The organism is Brevundimonas mediterranea (genome assembly GCF_014196125.1).
Taxonomy (GTDB): Bacteria; Pseudomonadota; Alphaproteobacteria; order Caulobacterales; family Caulobacteraceae; genus Brevundimonas; species Brevundimonas mediterranea.
Genome location: NZ_JACIDA010000001.1, coordinates 1,482,791 through 1,498,503, shown reverse-complemented (window position 1 = coordinate 1,498,503; position 15,713 = coordinate 1,482,791). Strand labels below are relative to the sequence as shown.

Below are 15,713 nucleotides of genomic sequence, written 5' to 3'. Positions count from 1 at the left end.
ACAGGGAGCCACCCGTGGCCACGATGACGCGCGACATGATGAAGGGACGCACCGCGAAGGCGGTGGCGGCCGTTCGCGCGCCGGTCGGCCTGGAAGGCCCCGTATTCCTCATTCTCCTCGTACTCCTCGGCCTGCTTACGCAAGCGGCGTGGATGCACGCGACCTGACCTAGACACACTCAGGATCGCCTCGCACCACCCCGCTCCCGAAAGGAAGCGGGGTTTTTCGTGCTTGGCGGTTCAAAAAGAACCGGACCAATGACGCAAGATTCTACCTCAGAACCCAACAAGCCCAATGCGCGCAGCGCGGCGGTGACGCACGGCCCGAACCGGGCGGCGGCGCGGTCGTATCTGCGGGCGGCCGGGATGCAGGACGCCGACTTCGACAAGCCGATGATCGGCATCGTCAACACCTGGTCGACGGTCACCCCGTGCAACATGCACCTGGACCGCTTGGCCAAGGATGTGCGCGCCGGCATCGTCGCAGCGGGCGGATATCCGGTCGATTTCAACACCATCGTCGTGACCGACGGCATCTCGATGGGCACGGCGGGGATGAAGGCCTCGCTGATCAGCCGCGAGGTCGTGGCCGACAGCATCGAACTGGCCATCGAGGGCCACCAGCTGGACGGCGTGGTCTGCATCGTCGGCTGCGACAAGACCATCCCGGCGGCGGCCATGGCCCTGGCGCGGATGGATATCCCCGGCCTGGTCTATTACGGCGGCACCATCATGCCTGGCGTGATCGGGACGAAGGAGGTCTCGGTCCAGGAGGTGTTCGAGGCCATCGGCGCCCATTCGGCCGGCACGCTGGACGACGCCGGGCTGAAGGCGGTTGAGCAAGCCGTCTGCCCCGGCGCCGGCGCCTGCGGCGGTCAGTTCACGGCCAACACCATGGCTATGGCCTTGTCGGTCATGGGCATCTCGCCCATGGGCGCCAACGACGTGCCGGCGGTCGATCCCGGCAAGGCGGCCGAGGGCGAACGCTGCGGCCGTCTGATCGTCGAGCGGGTCTTCTCCGGAGACACGGCGCGCAAATACATCACCCGCACCAGCCTGAAGAACGCAGCCGTCGCCGTTTCCGCCTCGGGCGGTTCGACCAACGCCGTCATGCACCTGACGGCCATCGCGGCGGAGGCCGGGGTCGATTTCGGCGTCGAGGACTGCCACCAGGCCTGTGTCGAGGCGCCGGTCATCTGCGACCTGAAGCCGGGTGGTCGGTTCCTGGCCTCGCACCTGTTCGCCGCCGGCGGCACCCGCCTGGTCACGCAACGCATGGCCGAGGCCGGCAAGATCGTGAACACCCCGACCGTCAGCGGCCGCAGCCTGTTCGCCGAGGCCGGCGACGCCGAGGAAACCCCCGGCCAGGTCGTCGTGACCACCTTCGACGCCCCCGTCATGGAGCGCGGCAGCTTCGCCGTCATCTATGGCGACGTCGCCCCGGAAGGCGCGGTCATCAAGCTGACGGGGCATAAGGTCGACAGGTTCGAAGGTCCGGCCTGCGTCTTCGACAGCGAGGAAGACGCCTTCCACGCGGTCCAGGACGGTTCGGTGGGCGAGGGCGACGTCATCATCATCCGCTACGAAGGGCCCAAGGGCGGTCCGGGCATGCGCGAGATGCTGCAGGTCACCGCCGCCCTGAAGGGCCGCAAGATCGACAATGTCGCCCTGCTGACCGACGGCCGCTTCTCGGGCGCAAGCTACGGCTTCGTCGCCGGCCACATCTCGCCGGAAGCCGCTGTCGGCGGCCCGATCGCTCTCATTCGCGATGGTGACCGCATCACCATCGACGTCACCAACCGCCGTATCGACGTCGACGTCGATCTGGCGACGCGCCGGGCGGGCTTTACGCCCCACGTGGTCCGTCCGGCGCGAGGTGTCTTCGCCAAGTACCGCGCCTCGGTCGCCTCTGCGGCCCAGGGCGCGGTGACCATTCCCAACCCGCCGCCGGCCCAGGTGCCGGCGTCTCACAAAACCGCTGCTGCTCAGGACGCCTGACCCACCATGGCCATCACCATCTACACCAACGAAGACATCAAGCCGGGCGCCATCGCCGGCCAGCGCATCGCCATCATCGGCTATGGCTCGCAGGGTCGCGCCCACGCCCAGAACCTGAAGGACAGCGGCCATGATGTGGTCGCCGGCGTCCGTCACGGCGGCACCGGCTGGAAACACGCCACCGAGGACGGCGTCCCGACCGCCGAACCGGCCGAAGCCGTCAAGGGCGCCGACATCATCGCCATCCTGACGCCGGACATGGTCCAGGGCGACGTCTATCGCGACATCATCGAGCCGAACGCCAAGGAGGGCTCGGCCCTGCTGTTCGCCCACGGCTTCTCGATCATCTACGAGCGCATCACCCCGCGTCCCGACATGGACGTGATCCTGGTCGCGCCCAAGGGGCCGGGCGATCTGGTCCGTCGCGAGTTCCAGCGCGGCCGCGGCGTGCCCAGCCTGTTCGCCATCGAGAAGGACGTGACCGGCAAGGCCCGCGACCGGGCCATGGGCTACGCCAAGGGCAATGGCGGCGCGACCGGCGGCCTGCTGGAAACCACCTTCCGCGAAGAGACCGAGACCGATCTGTTCGGCGAACAGGCCGTCCTGTGCGGCGGCGCCAAGGAACTGGTCATGCAGGGGTTCAACACCCTGGTCGAGGCCGGCTACCAGCCCGAGATCGCCTATTTCGAATGCCTGCACGAGCTGAAGCTGATCGTGGACCTGTTCTACGAAGGCGGCATCTCGAAGATGCACCACTTCATCTCGGAAACCGCCAAGTACGGCGCCGTCGCCAGCGGCCCGCGCGTCGTCAACGAAGAGACCAAGGCCCGCATGAAGACCATTCTGGACGAGATCCAGGACGGCACCTTCGCGCGCAACTGGATCGCCGAGAACGAGGCCGGCAAACCCCAGTACGAAGCTTGGCTGAAGGCGGACCGCGAAAGCCAGATCGAACAGGTCGGCGCCCGCCTGCGCGAACGTATGGCCTGGCTGAACACGCCCAAGTCCGAAGCGGCCTGAGTCGCGAGCGAAAGACCGGATGACCCTGATGACCGCCGCCGCCTTCAAATCCTCAGCCGAGGCCGCCCCCCAATCGGGGGCGCGCCTGCTGGTCTCCACCCTGGAGCGGCTGGGCGTGGAGGTGGTGTTCGGTTATCCGGGCGGCGCCATCATGCCGGTCTATGACGCCCTGGCCGGATCGAAGCTGAAACACATCCTGGTCCGCCACGAGCAGGGCGCGGCCTTCGCCGCCGACGCCTATGCGAGGAAGAGCGGCAAGGTCGGGGTGTGCATGGCCACCTCCGGCCCCGGCGCCACCAATCTGATCACCGGCATCGCCAATGCGCTGATGGATTCCGTGCCGATGGTCTGCATCACCGGCAATGTCGCCCAGGGCTTGATGGGCACCGACGCCTTCCAGGAGATCGACATCCTGGGCGTCACTCTGCCGATCGTGAAACACTCGATCCTGGTCCGGTCCGCCGCCGATGTTCCGGCCGCCATCGAGGAGGCCTTCCATATCGCCGCCTCGGGCCGCCCCGGTCCGGTCCTGGTCGATCTGCCCAAGGACGTGCAGTTCGCCACGACCAGCGACGACTATGGCTTCCACATTCCGAACGACACGCCGCGCATCGACCACGACGCCGTGGCCGCCGCCGAGGCTGCGATCCGGGCCGCGAAGAAGCCGCTGGTCTATATCGGCGGCGGGGTGAAGATCGGCCGTGCGACCGAGGCCCTGCGCGCCTTCGTCGCCGCGACCGGCATCCCCCAGGTCTCGACCCTGAACGCCCTGGGCACCATCCCGACCGACGCGCCTGGCATGCTGGGCATGCTGGGCATGCACGGGACGCGCGCCGCCAATCATGCGGTGCAGGACAGCGACCTGCTGATCGTCGTCGGCGCCCGGTTCGACGACCGCGCCACCGGCAAGCTGGCCGAGTTCGCGCCCAACGCCCGTATCGTCCATTTCGACATCGACGCCTCGGAAGTCGGCAAGCTGCGGGCGGCCAATGTCGCCGTCGTCGGCGAGCTGAAGGACGGGGTCGAGGCCCTGACGGCGCGCATGGCCGGCGGCCCGGCCCTGGACATCCAGCCGTGGGTCGTCGAATGCAGCCAGGCCGCCGCGACCCACGCCTATCGCTATGACGCGCCGGGCGAGGGCGTCTACGCCCCGGCCCTGCTGAAGGCGGTTTCGGAAGCAGCGGGCGATGATTTCGTCGCCGCCTGCGACGTGGGTCAACACCAGATGTGGGCCGCCATGCACTGCCGCTTCTCGCGGCCCGAAGCCCACATCACCTCGGGCGGCCTGGGGGCCATGGGTTTCGGCCTGCCCGCCGGCATCGGCGCCAAGCTGGCCGATCCGTCGGCGACGGTCGTCACCATCGCCGGCGACGGCGGCTTCATGATGAACATCCAGGAGCTGGCGACGCTGAAGCGTTACGGCATCCCGCTGAAGATCGTGCTGATCGACAACTCCTCGCTGGGCCTGGTGCGCCAGTGGCAGGAGCTGTTCTTCGCCGAGAACTATTCCGAGATCGACCTGTCCGACAATCCGGACTTCGTGAAGGTGGCCGAAGCCTTTGGCATCGAGGCCTTCCGTATCGATCGCCGCGATCAGGTGTCCGAGGGCATCCAGCGTCTGCTGGCCGCCGACGGCCCCTGCCTGGCCCATGTGGTCATCGATTCCCGAGACAATGTCTGGCCGCTGGTTCCGCCGGGCAAGAACAACGCCGAAATGATGGAGGGCTCCTGAGATGAGCGACACGATCCACATCCAGATCGACCGTGCAGACGGTTCGCTTCAGCGTCTCATCGGCCTTGTGGAGCGCCGGGGCTTCCACATCGACGGCATGAACATGGCCGACGTTCCTGGTTCGGGGGGAGCCTTCCGCCACATCGCCCTGACTGTGCGCGGCCGCGACGCCGGTCGGTGCATGGAAAATCTGGGCCGCCAGATCGACCGCCTGTTCGGCGTGCGCCGCATCGGCAACGACATTATTCAATCCGAGGCCGCGTAATGACCGCCGAACAAGTACGAGTATCCGGCGTATCCCGAACTGAGGAGATCGCCGCCGACCCCAACCGCGTCATCATCTTCGACACGACGATGCGGGACGGGGAGCAGGCGCCCGGCTTCTCCATGAGCGCCCAAGCCAAGGTGAAGATGGCCCAGGTCCTGAAGGACCTGGGCGTCGACGTTATCGAGGCCGGCTTCGCCGCCGCCTCGCCGGGCGACGAAGACTGTATCCGCCGCGTGGCCGGCGAGATCGAGGGGCCGATCTTCTGCTCGCTGTCGCGCTCGAACGAAAAGGACATCGACGCCAGTTTCCGAGCCCTGGCTCCAGCGCCCAAGTCGCATCGTCGCTGCCACATCTTTTTGGCCACCAGCCCGATCCACCGGGCAGCCAAGCTGAAGATGTCCACCAACGAGGTGCTGTCGACGGCGGTGCGTTCGGTGGAGTACGCCCGCAGCCTGTTCGACGACGTCGAGTTCTCGGCCGAGGACGCCTTCCGCACCGAGCCGGAGTTCCTGGCCGATGTGATGGAGGCCGCCGCCGACGCCGGCGCCCGGACCCTGAACGTACCCGACACCGTCGGCTATGCGACGCCTGAAGAGGTGCGTGAGCGTTTTGCGGCCCTGGCGGCGCGGATCCACAAGCGGCATCCCAACGTGATCTTCTCGGCCCACTGCCACGACGACCTGGGCATGGCGGTCGCCAACTCCCTGGCCGCCATCGAGGGCGGGGCGCGTCAGGTCGAAGGCGCGATCAACGGCATCGGCGAACGGGCCGGCAACGCCTCGATCGAAGAAGTCATCATGGCCCTGAAGGTTCGCGAGGACCGTTATGGCGTCACCACCGGCGCCGACAGCCGCCACCTGGTCCGCGCCTCCAAGATCCTGTGCGAGATCACCGAGACGGTCATCGCCCGCAACAAGTCCGTCGTCGGCATCAACGCCTTCGCCCACGAGGCCGGCATTCACCAGCACGGCATGCTGGCCGACAGCCGCACCTATGAGATCATGCGGCCCCAGGACGTCGGTTTCGAGGGCAGCTGGTTCGTGCTGGGGAAACATTCGGGTCGTCACGCCATCGCGAAGCGCGCCGAGACCATCGGCCGGCCCATCGAGGGCGAACGCCTGGCGGCCGTGGTCGTCGGTTTCAAGCAGCGCGCGGATCAGATCGGCGAGATCAACGACGCCGAACTGATCGCCATCATCGACCGCGTCGATGGGGTAGAGGAGACGGTGGCCCAGTATGCCTGATCCCAAAACCCTGTTCGACAAGGTCTGGGACGCCCACGTAGTCCGGCCCGAGACGGCCGACACGCCCGGTGTTCTGTATATCGACCTGCACCTGGTCCACGAGGTCACCAGCCCTCAGGCCTTTAGTGAAATCGAGGCGCGCGGACTGAAGGTGCGCCGCCCCGACCGGACCTACGCCACCCTGGACCATTCGACCCCGACCCTGCCTGCGGGCCTGAACGGGCTGAAACCCTATGTCACCGCCCAGGCCGAGGCCCAGGTGCATCGGCTGGAAAAGAACTGCGCCGCTCATGGGGTGACGCTGGCGGGCTGGGGCTCCGATGATCGCGGCGTGGTCCATGTGATGGGGCCGGAACTGGGCCTGACCCAGCCGGGCATGACCGTAGTCTGTGGCGATAGCCATACCGCCACCCACGGCGCCTTTGGGGCCCTTGCCTTCGGAATCGGCACGTCCGAGGTCGGCCATGTGCTGGCCACACAGTGCCTGTTGCAGCGCAAGGCCAAGGCCATGCGGGTGACTGTGGACGGGCGGCTGCAGCCCGGTGTGTCGGGCAAGGATGTCGCGCTGGCCGTCATCGCCGCCATCGGCTTCGGCGGCGGCACCGGCTATGTCATCGAATACGCCGGCGAGGCGGTGCGGTCGCTGGACATGGAAGGGCGGATGACCCTGTGCAACATGTCCATCGAGGCGGGCGCCCGTGCAGGCATGATCGCCCCGGACCAGACCACCATCGACTGGCTGCGCGGCCGCAAACACGTCCCCGCCGACTATGAGGCGGCGACGGCGGAATGGCTGAAGCTGTCCAGCGATCCAGGCGCAATCTTCGACAAGGAGGTCGTCATCGACGGCGCCGCCATCCGCCCGATGGCGACGTGGGGCACCACGCCGGACGCCGGCGCCCCGATCGGCACGCCTGTGCCGCAACCCCAGTCGGACTCCGACCGCAAGGCCATCGCCTATATGGGCTTTACCGCCGGGGAGGCGACGACCAGCCAGCCGGTGGACGTGGTCTTCATCGGCTCCTGCACCAACGGCCGTCTGCCCGACCTGCGCGCCGCCGCCGAGGTGCTGCGCGGCCGCAAGGTCAAGCCCGGTCTGCGGATGCTGGTGGTGCCGGGCTCGGAAGCGGTGCGGCGCGACGCCGAGGCGGAAGGCCTGCACGAGGTCTTCATCGCGGCCGGCGCCGAGTGGCGTATTCCGGGCTGTTCCATGTGTATCGCCATGAACGGGGATTTCGTCGCGCCGGGACAGTTGGCCGTCTCGACCTCTAACCGCAATTTCGAGGGCCGTCAGGGCAAGGAAGCCCGCACCATCCTGGCCAGTCCGGCGACGGCGGCGGCGACGGCGGTGGCCGGGGTGCTGACCGATCCGCGCGTCTATCTGAATGAGGTGGAGCATGTCTGAGCCCTTTCAGGTTTTGACCTCCAAGACCGTGACCTTGAGTCAGGCGAATATCGACACCGACCAGATCATCCCCGCGCGCTTCCTGACCACGACGTCGCGCGAGGGCCTGGGCAAGGCGGCCTTCTATGACTGGCGCTATGAGACGGACGGGTCGGAAAAGCCTGAGGCCATCCTGAACCGCATCGATCCGGCCGAGCATCGCATCCTGCTGGCGGGCAAGAATTTCGCCTGCGGCTCCTCGCGCGAACACGCCCCTTGGGCCCTGTACGACTATGGGTTCCGGGCGGTGATCTCGACCGAGATCGCTGACATTTTTACATCTAACGCGTTGAAAAACGGCCTGCTGCCCATCGTCGTCAGCCAGGACGTCTGGGACGATCTCGCGTCACAACCGGACCAGCCGGTCACGATCGACCTTCAGGCTGAGCAGATCCGGCGCGGCAATGCTCAGCCCGTGCCGTTCGGGGTCGAATCCTTCGCCCGCGAATGCCTGCTGAACGGGGTGGACACCCTGGGCTGGCTGCAATCAAACCTGCCTGAGATCGAAGCCTTCGAGCGTTCGAGAGAGACCGTCTGATGCCCAACACCGCCCCCAAGACCTATAATATCGTCCTGTTGCCCGGCGACGGCGTCGGACCGGAAGTGACGCGCGCCGCGCGCGACGTCCTGGCGGTCATCGGCGACTTCTATGGCCACAGCTTCAACTTCTCCGAACATCTGATCGGCGGCGCCGCCATCGACGAGACGGGCGAGCCCCTGCCGGAGGCGACCCGCGCCGCCTGCGTCGCCGCCGACGCGGTTCTGCTGGGCGCCGTCGGCGGACCCAAGTGGGACGGCGGCAAGCGCCGGCCCGAGGAAGGCCTGTTGGCGATCCGCAAGGCCATGGGCCTGTTCGCCAATCTGCGGCCGCTGCAGGTGTCGCCGGTGCTGGCGCACCGCTCGCCTCTGAAGCGCGAGATCGTCGAGGGCGTCGATCTGATCGTCTTCCGCGAACTGACCGGCGGCGTCTATTTCGGCGAGAAGACCCGCACCGCCGACCGCGCCACCGACCTGTGCGAATACACGGTGCCGGAGATCGAGCGCGTCACCCGCGCCGCCTTCCAGACCGCCCGCCAGCGGCGCGGCAAGGTGACCTCGGTCGACAAGGCCAATGTCATGGAGACCAGCCGCCTGTGGCGCGAGGTGGTGACCCGCATCCATGCCGAGGAATTCCCCGAGATCGCGCTGGAGCACGCCCTGGTCGATTCCATGGCCATGCACCTGATCCGCAAACCGCGCGAATACGACGTCATCCTGACCGAGAACATGTTCGGCGACATCCTGTCGGACGAGATTTCGGTGCTGGGCGGTTCGATCGGCCTGTTGCCGTCGGCGTCGCTGGGCACCGAAGGTCCGGGCCTGTTCGAGCCGATCCACGGCTCGGCGCCGGACATCGCCGGTCAGGATCTGGCCAATCCGGTCGGCACCATATTGTCGGCAGCCCTGCTGCTGCGCCACAGCCTGAAGCTGGAGGACGAGGCCGATTCGATCGAAGCCGCCGTCGCCGCCGTTCTGGCCGCCGGCGCCATGACCGCCGATCTGGGCGGGACATTGGGCACGCGCGCCGCAACTGAGGCCGTGATCGACGCCATCCGCGCCATCCACTGGGCGGCGGCGCATCGGGTGCAGATGCACTGGGCCTGACCCGATCAGTGCTGCGAATTTCGTACCGCGAACGGCGTTACCGAGAACACGATTTGAAGGATTAAGGCTCGCATGATGCAAAAATCATGCGAGCCTTAACTTTTCTTGAATGACCGTTGCAAGAAAGTTGCACCGTTTGCGGTCAAGCCCCTTGCGTTGGAAGCGATTGCAGTAAAACCTTCGCATCTGCGAGATTGCTAAGGGGGATTTTTGCTCATGTCGCGTGTCTGGAATCGACTTCCGGGAGCCGCCGCGCTCCTGCTTCTGACCATTGGTCTATTCTATGCGGGCGGCGCCTTCGCCCAGACGCCCGAGGCGGCGCCGGCGCTGCTGGCGCACCAGTCGGTGCTGGAACTGGACGGCGCCGGCACGGCCTGGCTGGGCACCTCGACCGCTCTGGTCCTGTTGATGACCCTGCCGGGTCTGGCCCTGTTCTACGGCGGCATGGTGCGCCGCAAGAACGTCATCGCCACCATCACCCAGTCGGTCGGCGTCTTCGCCGTCGTCTCGCTGGTCTGGTTCATCGCCGGCTACAGCATCGCCTTCGGCGCCAACCCTGACGCCGCGCTTCAGCCCTATGTGGGCGGCCTGGATATGCTGTTCCTGAACGGCGTGACCCTGGGCACGGCGAACACCCTGCTGACCGGCATTCCCGAATATCTGTTCATCGCCTTCCAGATGACCTTCGCCATCATCACCCCGGCCCTGGTCACCGGCGCCTTCGCCGAGCGGATGAAATATTCGGGTCTGCTGCTGTTCACGGCCCTGTGGTCGCTGTTGGTCTACTCGCCCATCTGTCACTGGGTGTGGGGCGGCGGCTTCCTCGGCGCCGCCGGCGTGCTGGACTTCGCCGGCGGCGCGGTCGTTCACGTCAACTCGGGCGTCGCGGGGCTGGTCTGCGCCATCTTCCTGGGTCGTCGGAAGGGCTATGGCGCCGAGCCGATCATCGCCCACAACCCGGTGCTGACCATGATCGGCGCCTCGCTGCTGCTCGTCGGCTGGATCGGCTTCAACGCCGGCTCGGCGGGCGCTGCGAACGAACTGATGGGCGTCGCCCTGCTGAACACCGTCCTGGCCGCCGCCGCCGCCGCCCTGACCTGGAAGATCATCGAACTGATCGAGAAGAAGAAGGTCTCGCTGATCGGCATGCTGTCGGGCGTGGTCGCCGGTCTGGTCGCCATCACCCCGGCTGCCGGCTTCGTCGATCCCAAGGGCGCGGTCATCATCGGCCTGATCGCCGGACCGGTCTGCTATATCTCGTCGGTCTGGATCAAGAAACTGCTGCGCTACGACGACTCCTTGGACGCCTTCGGCATCCACGGCGCCGGCGGTCTGATCGGCGCCCTGCTGACCGGCGTGTTCGCGACCACCGCGATCAACAGCCTGTCGGAAGGCGCCAATGTCGGCGCCCAGGCCCTCGGTCTGGCCTGGACCATCGCCTACAGCGCGGTCGGCACCTTCATCATCCTCGTCATCTGCAAGTTCACCACGGGCCTGCGCGTGAGCGAGGCGGAAGAAGCCGCCGGTCTGGACACCTCGCTGCACGGCGAGAGCCTGGACCACTAATGCGATCTGGACGCGGCTCCGCCGGCCGCGTCCCGTCTGCCGGGCCTGTCTCGGCTTAATAGAAACAAATATAATCAAGGGGATATGACTATGAAGTTTGGATTCTTCCGTTCCGCTGCTGCGGCCGCTCTCGCCACCGGCCTGATCGGCCTGGCGGCGCCCGCCTCGGCGCAGAGCGACATCGACGTCGCCTTCAACGCCGGCGTTGTGTCCGACTATGTGTTCCGCGGCTTCAGCCAGACGGCCGAAGACCCCGCCATCCAGGGCGGCGTCGATCTGACCGCCGGAAGCTTCTACGCCGGCGCCTGGGCCTCGAACGTTGATTTCGGCGACGATACGGATGCCGAGTTCGACATCTATGGCGGCTATCGCACCGAGGCCGCCGGCTTCGCCCTCGACTTCGGCGTGATCGGCTATCTGTACGCCGGCGCACCGGACGGGGCCGACTACAACTACGCAGAGTTCAAGGCGGCCGCCTCGCGCGCCGTCGGACCCGCCACGGTCGGCGCCGCCGTCTATTATTCGCCGGACTTCTTCGGCGTGGACGAAGCTGCGACCTATGCTGAAATCAACGGGTCCTTCAGCCCTGCTGATAAGTGGACGGTCTCGGGCGCCATCGGCCAGCAGTGGCTGGACGTCACCGACGACTATGCGACCTGGAACGCTGGCGTTTCCTACGCCCTGACCGACAACCTGGCCATCGACGTCCGCTACCACGACACCGATGTGAAGGGCGTCGCCGGCGCCTACGATCGGGTTGTCGCAGGTGTCAAGCTGACCTTCTGATCCCAGATCTCTCGGTGATCTAGGAATAAGGCCCCGGAGAGCGATCTCCGGGGCCTTTTTCTTTAGCGGGCGTAGCGGCTTGCGACCGGGTCGTACAGGTCCCAGACCTTGCCGTCGGCCAGCGACCGTAGCAGCTTCAGATATTCCGCATGGGTCCAGGCTAGGGGCGTGGCCGAGTCCGTGTTCTGACCGGTCGAGTACTCATGCGTGGTCGGGTCACCGACGCCGTCCCACACCTGTTCGGCCAGCATCAGGCCGTCGTTGGCGAACCGCTCCATGCCGCGCACATAGGTCTGGCGGATGGCGGCGATGTCGGCCGCCGAGGGCGCGCCGTTCACGCTGACGCGGGCCAGCTCATAGTGACCGCGCTCGCCGGTGAAGAAAGGCCAGACCCGGCCGCGCTGGCCCGGGCTCATCTCGCCGCCGACGCCGTAGTTGGCGCCCGTCAGATGATCCTCGCCATAGCCGTCGACGCCGTAACGACGCCAGCCCGGCGTCTTGTCGCCCTCGGGGCCGAAGTCGTAGCGAACGCGGTACAGCGGCTCCAGCGACTGATCGTCATAGACGGGCAGGGTGGACAGGATGTGCGGATCGTCGGCCTTGCGCACGCCATAGCGGACCAGTTCCAGGAAGCCGCCGTCCACCACCCGGTCCTCGGCCGGGGCGATCTGGCCGTTGGCGGCGCCGATCGGGGCCTTGTCGTTGGGGTTCTCGTTCTGGGTGATGCGGATGAAATAGCGACCGTCGCCGAAGTCGCCGTTGGTGGTGAACATCCGGTCCTCGATCTTGGACGCATAGCTGTCGGCGGCGATCTGATAGCGGGTCGCGCCCGTCGCATCGCCCGAAGCGCGGGCCATCTCGGCGGCGACCGTCAGGCCAGCGACCAGGGCGGCGGTGCTGGACGGGGAATAGCCCTGTTGCTCTTCCCAACGTTCCTGCTGGGTGAAGGGCGGCTTGATCTCGGCGTCGTTCCACAACAGCCCGACCTTGCCGCCGTCGACCAGGAAGTCGGCCGCCGGCTTCAGCATGGATCGATAATGGTCGGCCATTTCCGCGTCGGACAGCCAGCCCATCTTCCACAGACGATAGCCCAGCATGATCGGCATAGCCGTCTGGTCCAGCTGAACCGCGACCCACTCCAGTTCGCCGTCGACGTGGGTCTTTTGCAGGAACCAGCCGCCGACGCCGGTATTGCCGGGGGTGTTCGGTCCGACCTGGACCTGCGGCAGATAGTTGAAGGCCGCCAGCGGCGTCTCCTTGTCGCCCAGGGCCGCCAGGGCCATGGCCACCTGATAGAAGTCGCGCGGCCAGACCGCCTTGTAGCCGGTCGAGGATTTCGACGCGTCCACCGTGTCGCCCCACGGGTTCGACAGCGAGGCGATCAGGGCGCCGGCGTGGGTGCGGTCCTCCTGCACCTTCAGCATCAGGGCCGAGGCATAGGCCAGCTTGCCCCCGTCGGTCGACTGTTCGGCGATGCGGGGCAGTTCGGTCAGGGAGGCGACATAGTCCTCCCAACCGGCGCGCTCGCCCTCGCCGTTGAAGCGGGCCAGCACCTCGTCCAGTCCGGTCGCGAAGGCGCCGTCCGCCGCCGCCTGGGCCGCCGCCTCGCTATCGCCGAAGCCGATGACGAAGTCGCGGCTGAGGCTCTGGCCCATGCGCAGGGTCGGCAGGGCGCCGGTCATCATCGTGTTGCCGGCGGTCTCGCCGGTCGAGGCGTAGGTCCAGTCCAGCTTGCCGTCCTTCAGATCGGTCAGGCCATCCGAGGTGCCGACGAAGCCGACGCTGGCGGCGGCGAAGGCCTCGCTGGGCTTCAGCACCAGATGCGTGTCTCCCTCCCAGGCGTGGAAGCCCTGGGGCGTGACGGCGCCGCGGTCATCCACCCCGGTGTTGGCGATGTGCGGCTCCAGCAGCAGATAGGGCGTGGCCTCGCCGCTCAGGGCCGTGATGACGACCCGCAGCACCAGGGCGTTGCGGTCAGGGTCGGTGAAGATGCGCTTCTCGATCTCGAACCGGCCGGCCTTGTCGCGGGTCGTGACCTTGTAGGCGGGGGACAGCGGGCGCCCCTCGGCGTCCACGTGCAGGTATTCGGTCTTGGCCGTGGTGTCGTCGCCTTCCAGCGCCAGACCATCCGGCGTGACGACGGCGAAGCGAAGCGCCTTGATCTGGGCCTCGTGGATCAGGCCGTACATGGTCTCGGTCAGGACCCCGTCGGCGATGGAGAACCAGACCTTGGACACCGACCCGGTCGGGCCGCCGTCGCGATACTGACCGTCGACATAGGCTTCGTAGGACGCGCCGGCGCCGGTCTTGGCGGCGCTGGACCAGGTGGGCAGATCACCCGGGGCGCCTGACGCGACCGACTGGGCCGACGCGGCCGAGGCGACGGCGAGACCGGCGGCGCCGGCCAGGCAAAGGGTTTTGAACTTACGCATGGAGAAGCCTCACGGGTTGGGCGTGGGGGAGGGGGAATATTCGCGCACCAGCAGGGCGCTCGCCGCCGCCAGCACGAAGGAGACGGCGCCGAGCACCAGGGCCCAGATGGCCTGGCCGTCGAATAGGGTCTTCAGGATCAGGCCGAGGACGGTGGCGGCCAGCAGCTGCGGCACGACGATGAAGATGTTGAAGACGCCCATATAGACGCCCATCTTCCGATCCGGCACCGCCGCCGACAGGATGGCGTAGGGCATGGAGACGATCGAGGCCCAGGCGAAGCCGACGCCGATCATCGGCAGCCACAGCAGGCCCGGATCACGGATGACGAACACCCCGAACAGGCCCGCCGCGCCCAGCAACAGCATCAGGGCGTGGGTCGCCTTGCGGCCGATGCGCTTGGCCAGGACCGGCAGGGTGAAGGCCGCCAGGGCCGCCACGCCGTTATAGACCCCGAACAGAACCCCGACCCAGTCGGCCCCGGCGGCATAGGCGGCCGAGGTCGTGTCGGTCGTGCCGTAATGGACACGGGTGACGGCGGCGGTGGTGTAGATCCACATGGCGAACAGGGCGAACCAGCTGAAGAACTGGACCACCGCGAGACCCCGCATCGTCTCGGGCATGCGGAAGATGTCGTTCAGGATCTCGGTGGCGGCGTTGACGATCTGGCGGCGTTGCATCATGCCGACCGCGATCTGCAGCAGCCCAAAACCGGCGAAGAAACCGGCCAGGACCAGCAGCTCTTTCTCCAGGTTCAGCGCGCCGATCAGCACGAAACCCAGGCCCCCCAGCACGGCGCAGACCAGGCCCGACGTCATCCAGCCCTGAACGCTGCGCGCCGGCGCCTCGGGGCCGTCGTCGGCAGGCGCGCCCAGGGCCGCCTGTTTGGCGCGCTCGAAGGCGGCGATCTGTTCGGGGCTGTATTCCCTGGTGCTCAGCACGGTCCACAGCACGGCCGAGAACAGGCCGGCGGCGCCGACATAGAAGGCGATCTTGACCGACAGGGGCACGACGCCGGCCTCGGCCGTCGAGGTGATGTTAAAGACGTTCGACAGCAGCCACGGCAGGACTGAGGCGAACACCGCGCCGGCGCCGATGAAGAAGCTCTGCATCGCATAGCCGGCGGTGCGCTGCTCTTCCGGCAGATTGTCGCCGACGAAGGCGCGGAACGGCTCCATGGTGATATTGATCGAGGCGTCCATGATCCAAAGCATGGCCGCGGCGAACCACAGGCCGGGACTGTTGGGCATGGCGATCAGGGCCAGGGTGGTGGCTATGGCGCCGACCAGAAAATAGGGACGCCTGCGCCCGAACCGGGTCCAGGTCCGGTCGCTGAAATGGCCGATGATCGGCTGGACCAGCAGGCCGGTCAGCGGCGCGGCGATCCAGAGGATCGCCAGACTGTCGACCTCGGCGCCCAGGGTCTGGAAGATCCGGCTGGTGTTGGCGTTCTGCAGACCGAAGCCGATCTGGATGCCGAAGAAGCCGACGCACATGTTCCAGATCGCCAGGCCGGACAGGCGCGGGCGGTGGGCGAGGATTGTCATGACCTTCCCCCGCTTGCGGGGGAAGTGTCAGGCCG

Annotated in this window: 13 protein-coding genes; 11 read left to right on the top strand and 2 right to left on the bottom strand. The window is 67.1% G+C overall.

What is annotated here, in order from left to right; genetic code table 11:
• Window positions 1-14 precede the first annotated feature (14 nt).
• The 11 genes from GGR11_RS07475 (at window position 15) to GGR11_RS07425 (ending at window position 11,701) form a co-directional block, all read left to right on the top strand.
• Complete coding sequence (locus GGR11_RS07475) at window positions 15-167, top strand: hypothetical protein (RefSeq protein WP_183196086.1); 153 nt, start codon at window positions 15-17, stop codon at window positions 165-167.
• Window positions 168-257: 90 nt separating this feature from the next.
• The gene (ilvD, locus tag GGR11_RS07470; protein ID WP_183196085.1) at window positions 258-1,997 is read left to right on the top strand and encodes a dihydroxy-acid dehydratase; all 1,740 of its coding nucleotides are present in this window, start codon (window positions 258-260) and stop codon (window positions 1,995-1,997) included.
• Between the two features lie 6 nt (window positions 1,998-2,003).
• Window positions 2,004-3,017 (top strand): ketol-acid reductoisomerase, encoded by a 1,014-nt coding sequence (gene ilvC, locus GGR11_RS07465; protein WP_183196084.1) that lies wholly within the window; start codon window positions 2,004-2,006, stop codon window positions 3,015-3,017.
• 19 nt (window positions 3,018-3,036) lie between these two features.
• Entirely contained in the window at window positions 3,037-4,749 is a 1,713-nt protein-coding gene (ilvG, locus tag GGR11_RS07460) for an acetolactate synthase 2 catalytic subunit (protein WP_183196083.1), read from the top strand.
• 1 nt (window position 4,750) lies between these two features.
• A complete protein-coding gene (locus tag GGR11_RS07455; RefSeq protein WP_183196082.1) occupies window positions 4,751-5,014 on the top strand; it encodes an ACT domain-containing protein in 264 nt (87 codons plus the stop codon).
• On the top strand, window positions 5,014-6,261 hold the full coding sequence (locus GGR11_RS07450; RefSeq protein ID WP_183196081.1) for a 2-isopropylmalate synthase: 1,248 nt from the start codon (window positions 5,014-5,016) through the stop codon (window positions 6,259-6,261). Before GGR11_RS07455 ends, GGR11_RS07450 begins: the two co-directional genes overlap by 1 nt.
• Window positions 6,254-7,666 (top strand): 3-isopropylmalate dehydratase large subunit, encoded by a 1,413-nt coding sequence (gene leuC / locus GGR11_RS07445; RefSeq protein ID WP_183196080.1) that lies wholly within the window; start codon window positions 6,254-6,256, stop codon window positions 7,664-7,666. The genes GGR11_RS07450 and leuC overlap by 8 nt, the downstream gene beginning before the upstream one ends.
• Complete coding sequence (gene leuD, locus GGR11_RS07440; protein ID WP_183196079.1) at window positions 7,659-8,243, top strand: 3-isopropylmalate dehydratase small subunit; 585 nt, start codon at window positions 7,659-7,661, stop codon at window positions 8,241-8,243. Before leuC ends, leuD begins: the two co-directional genes overlap by 8 nt.
• Window positions 8,243-9,349 (top strand): 3-isopropylmalate dehydrogenase, encoded by a 1,107-nt coding sequence (gene leuB, locus GGR11_RS07435; RefSeq protein WP_183196078.1) that lies wholly within the window; start codon window positions 8,243-8,245, stop codon window positions 9,347-9,349. Before leuD ends, leuB begins: the two co-directional genes overlap by 1 nt.
• Before the next feature lie 216 nt (window positions 9,350-9,565).
• Window positions 9,566-10,915, top strand: coding sequence for an ammonium transporter (locus GGR11_RS07430; RefSeq protein ID WP_183196077.1), 1,350 nt, complete (start codon window positions 9,566-9,568; stop codon window positions 10,913-10,915).
• 90 nt (window positions 10,916-11,005) lie between these two features.
• Window positions 11,006-11,701 carry a TorF family putative porin gene (locus GGR11_RS07425; protein WP_183196076.1) on the top strand — a complete coding sequence of 232 codons (696 nt, stop codon included), beginning with the start codon at window positions 11,006-11,008 and terminating at the stop codon, window positions 11,699-11,701.
• A gap of 62 nt (window positions 11,702-11,763) precedes the next feature.
• On the opposite strand, the gene GGR11_RS07420 is transcribed toward GGR11_RS07425, so the two are convergent.
• Both GGR11_RS07420 and GGR11_RS07415 read right to left on the bottom strand, forming a co-directional pair.
• Window positions 11,764-14,133, bottom strand: a complete 2,370-nt coding sequence (locus GGR11_RS07420) for a glucan 1,4-alpha-glucosidase (RefSeq protein ID WP_183196075.1) — start codon at window positions 14,131-14,133, stop codon at window positions 11,764-11,766.
• 9 nt (window positions 14,134-14,142) lie between these two features.
• Complete coding sequence (locus GGR11_RS07415) at window positions 14,143-15,678, bottom strand: MFS transporter (RefSeq protein WP_183196074.1); 1,536 nt, start codon at window positions 15,676-15,678, stop codon at window positions 14,143-14,145.
• Window positions 15,679-15,713: the final 35 nt, after the last annotated feature.

Excerpts from the sequence above, each read along its gene's own strand:
- ilvD (WP_183196085.1), top strand. The coding sequence starts at position 258 with ATGACGCAAGATTCTACCTCAGAACCCAACAAGCCCAATGCGCGCAGC.
- ilvC (WP_183196084.1), top strand. The coding sequence starts at position 2,004 with ATGGCCATCACCATCTACACCAACGAAGACATCAAGCCGGGCGCCATC.
- ilvG (WP_183196083.1), top strand. The coding sequence starts at position 3,037 with ATGACCCTGATGACCGCCGCCGCCTTCAAATCCTCAGCCGAGGCCGCC.
- GGR11_RS07455 (WP_183196082.1), top strand. The coding sequence starts at position 4,751 with ATGAGCGACACGATCCACATCCAGATCGACCGTGCAGACGGTTCGCTT.
- GGR11_RS07450 (WP_183196081.1), top strand. The coding sequence starts at position 5,014 with ATGACCGCCGAACAAGTACGAGTATCCGGCGTATCCCGAACTGAGGAG.
- leuC (WP_183196080.1), top strand. The coding sequence starts at position 6,254 with ATGCCTGATCCCAAAACCCTGTTCGACAAGGTCTGGGACGCCCACGTA.
- leuD (WP_183196079.1), top strand. The coding sequence starts at position 7,659 with ATGTCTGAGCCCTTTCAGGTTTTGACCTCCAAGACCGTGACCTTGAGT.
- leuB (WP_183196078.1), top strand. The coding sequence starts at position 8,243 with ATGCCCAACACCGCCCCCAAGACCTATAATATCGTCCTGTTGCCCGGC.
- GGR11_RS07430 (WP_183196077.1), top strand. The coding sequence starts at position 9,566 with ATGTCGCGTGTCTGGAATCGACTTCCGGGAGCCGCCGCGCTCCTGCTT.
- GGR11_RS07425 (WP_183196076.1), top strand. The coding sequence starts at position 11,006 with ATGAAGTTTGGATTCTTCCGTTCCGCTGCTGCGGCCGCTCTCGCCACC.
- GGR11_RS07420 (WP_183196075.1), bottom strand. The coding sequence starts at position 14,133 with ATGCGTAAGTTCAAAACCCTTTGCCTGGCCGGCGCCGCCGGTCTCGCC.
- GGR11_RS07415 (WP_183196074.1), bottom strand. The coding sequence starts at position 15,678 with ATGACAATCCTCGCCCACCGCCCGCGCCTGTCCGGCCTGGCGATCTGG.